General features: G+C 72.0%; 2 protein-coding genes and 1 pseudogene. 2 read left to right on the plus strand and 1 reads right to left on the minus strand.

The genetic code is table 11. The features are described 5' to 3' along the window. Positions 1 to 71: 71 nt before the first annotated feature. Positions 72 to 392: a hypothetical protein gene (locus tag CSW58_RS15355; RefSeq protein WP_236627792.1), complete on the plus strand. Its 321-nt coding sequence runs from the start codon at positions 72 to 74 to the stop codon at positions 390 to 392. Then, positions 383 to 661, plus strand: a pseudogene (locus CSW58_RS15360) (M23 family peptidase); the annotation flags it as partial. The gene CSW58_RS15355 and the pseudogene CSW58_RS15360, both read left to right, overlap by 10 nt. A 48-nt stretch (positions 662 to 709) precedes the next feature. Here CSW58_RS15360 and CSW58_RS11370 read toward each other — a convergent pair. After that, positions 710 to 3,075: autotransporter domain-containing protein (locus tag CSW58_RS11370; RefSeq protein ID WP_143755181.1), on the minus strand; the 2,366-nt coding region annotated here is incomplete at its 5' end.

Here is a 3,075-nt window from a genome sequence, read left to right on the forward strand (position 1 = left end):
GCGATCATCGACGTCGAAGACCTTCGCCACCCTGGCGCGCGCCGCCCTCGCCTAGGCGTTCTCTTCGCGCCATGGCGGGCCTGGCCATGGAGGCGCCGCCGATGGCGCATAACGCCGCACCGTTCTCGCCGCTTCGCCAGTTCCTCAAGCGCCTCGACGCCGAGGCGCCGCCCGCCCCCGTGCAACGCGTGATGGTTTGGCGCGGGGCCGACATCGACGGCGACGGGGCCGCTGATTTCGCCAATCCCACCGGCGCGGCCCGCGCGGCCACGATGATTTCGGCGACGGCCAGTTCGGCGCCTCGCGCGACGGCGGGACCCGCCAGCACGAGGGCGTCGACTATGCCGCGGTCGCCGACCAGCCAGTCGCGGCCCCACTCTCGGGCTATGTGACCAAGATCGGCTATGCCTATCCCGGCTCGACCCTGCAGTTCGTCGAGATCACCAATCCGGCCCTCGGCTACGCCGCCCGCGCCTTCTATGTCAGCCCGGAGGTCGAGCTCGGACAGACCGTGCGCCTGGGTCAGCCGATCGGCCGCGTCGAAAGCCTGCAACAGCGCTATCCCGGCATCGTCGACCACGTCCACCTTGAGATCCTCAAGCGCGGCGACCGCGTCAACGCCGAACGCCTGATCGTCAGCCGAATGGTCGCCCGCGCCTAAGCGGCCCTCCTCCGACCGCGCGACGATCGCCGCGCGGTCGCGCGCCCGTCAGAAGGGCGACTGCACCGAAACCCTCAGGCCGTGGCTTTCGCTATTGTCGCCGACGCTGTTGTCGAGGTCGAAGCCCAGCGTCAAGCCGCCCGTGACCTGGAAATCGACCCCCAGTTCCAGCCGGATCAGGTTACGATCGATCGGGTCGACCGCGACGCGATAGGCCGGGCCGCCGAGCCAGTCGGAATAGGTCAGGACCGCCTCGCCGGGATCCTCGAAGTCGTGGCTATATTCCAGACGAACCCTTGGCATGATGGCGCCGAACGTGGTGGCGTGGACATAGTCGCCGCGCAGGCCGAGGGTCGCGGCCAGGGTCCGCACGGTCTGGGCCGCGAAGGTCAGGCCATAGACCCCGCCACCGGTTTCGGCGAAGGCGTCCAGGGTCGAGCGGCTGGCCCCCAGCCGGCCATAGGGCGAGATCAGCCAGTTGGGACCGCGCCGTTCGATCCCGGCGGTGACCGATCCGAACAGCTGGTCGCCGCCGCGCTCGCCGCGCGCCAGGCCGTCCGTGGCGGCGATGACCCGACGGGAGTCGAAGTCGAGACTGCCCACCCCGATCACCCCGTCGATGAAGGCGTCCTTGATGGGCTGATAGCTGGCATAGGCGCCGCCGCTATAGCCTTGAACCCGGCTCTTGGCGCCCTGCTGGCCGATCCGGCTGGAGTCGCGGCCGTAGCCCAGACCGACCCCCACCGCCAGATGCTCGCCGACCCGGTAGTCGGCGCCGAAGGTCAGACCATCGGTCGTGAAGCGGAAGCCGCTTTCCGAGCCGACCGTGTCGCGCAGACCAAAGTCCGCCGATCCGGCCGCCCAGACGCCCCAGCGACTGGGCTTGGCGCCCGATCCGCCCGAGACCGGGTCGCCGGCCGACGGCGTCGCCGACAAAGACCGGCCACGGCCCAGGCCGTCTGCCCCGTCGAGGATCATCTGCCGCTCCAGATCGAGCGCCGCATAGCGCCGGAAGCGGTTCATGGCCTCGAGGCCGTCGGGTCGATCGGGCGAACCGCCCGACAGCGAAATCAGGTTGGCGTTGCCGCCGCCGACGCCCGCGCCGCCGCCATGCAGGGTCTCCATCCGCCGGTTGTAATTGCTCAGCTGGGCGCTGACAAAGCGGCGGGCCGCCGCGTCCTGGGCGGCGATCAGGCCGCGAATGTCAGGGTCGGAGCCGGGATCGGGCCGGCTGTTGACGATCACCGTCACCCGGCCGGGGGCCGAGGTGGCGAAGGCGTTGGTCAGGGTGTAGCCGATCTGGGCGGTCCCGGCGAAGTCGGCCGCCGGGGTGAAGGTCAGGCGATAGACGCCCGCCGACGGCGCGGTGATCGTCGCCGTCCCCGCGCCGTTCGGACCGAGTTCGGTGATGGCCGCGGCGGTGAAGGGGCCGCCGCTGGCGCCCGCCGTCAGCTCCAGGCTGGCCACCTGACCCGCCAGGATCTCGATGGTGATCGGCGGCGCGGTCAGCGGGACGGGATTGACCGTCACCGTCACCGGGACCGGGGCCGAGGTTCCGAAGGCGTTGCTGAGCGTATAGGTGAAACTGTCGGCCCCCGAGAACCCGACGGCGGGCGCATAGGTGATGGTCAGGCCGCTGACCGTGGCCGCGCCATAGGCCGGCGCCGTGGCCACCGCCGCGCCAGTCGGAGACCCGCTAGCCCCCTGCCCCGCCGCGACCTGGCCCGGCTGGCCGGCCAGGATCACCAGGGTCTTGGCCTGGCCTACGGGGACGGCCAGGGCCGACACCGTGACCGTGACCGTCGCCGGCCCGCTGGTCCCGCCCGGGCCCGAGGCGGTGTAGGTGAAGCTGTCGGTTCCGAAGAAGTCGCTGGCCGGCGCGTAATCGATGTTCAGGCCGTTGAGCGAGGCCACGCCGTGGGCGGGAGCCGAGGCCAGGGCCACCGCCGTCAGCGGACCGCTGTCATTGGCCGTCACCGCGATCGAGACCGGCTGGTTGGCCGGGGTGGCGGCGGTGTCCGCCACCGCCACGGGGACGGCGGCGGCGACCGTCACCGCCACCCGGGCCAGGCCGCTGGTCCCGCCCGGCCCGACCGCCTGATAGTCGAATCCGTCCGCGCCGTAGAAGCCGGCGGCGGGCGTGTAGACCACGCTCGCGCCGCTGACGACGGCCGTGCCGTGAGCGGGCGGGCTGACGATGGCCAGGCTGGTGAAGAGGCCCGTCACCTCGGCCTGCAGGTCGATGGTCACCCCGCCGGCCCCATAGGGCGCCTGGGCCGTGGCGTCCTCGACGACCGGCGGCGGCGCGGGCGAGACCGCGAGGGTCAGGGCGCGACCAACGGTGAAGGGCGCGCCGGCCCCGAAGGTCGAGTCGGTCGCCGTGACCGTGAGCGCGAAGGTCCCCGCCTGGGTCG

The sequence above is a fragment of the Caulobacter sp. B11 genome, assembly GCF_002737765.1.
Lineage (GTDB): Bacteria > Pseudomonadota > Alphaproteobacteria > Caulobacterales > Caulobacteraceae > Caulobacter.

Bases quoted from the DNA above. Each gene is read 5' to 3' on its own strand.
- CSW58_RS15355 (WP_236627792.1), top strand. From the start codon at position 72: ATGGCGGGCCTGGCCATGGAGGCGCCGCCGATGGCGCATAACGCCGCA.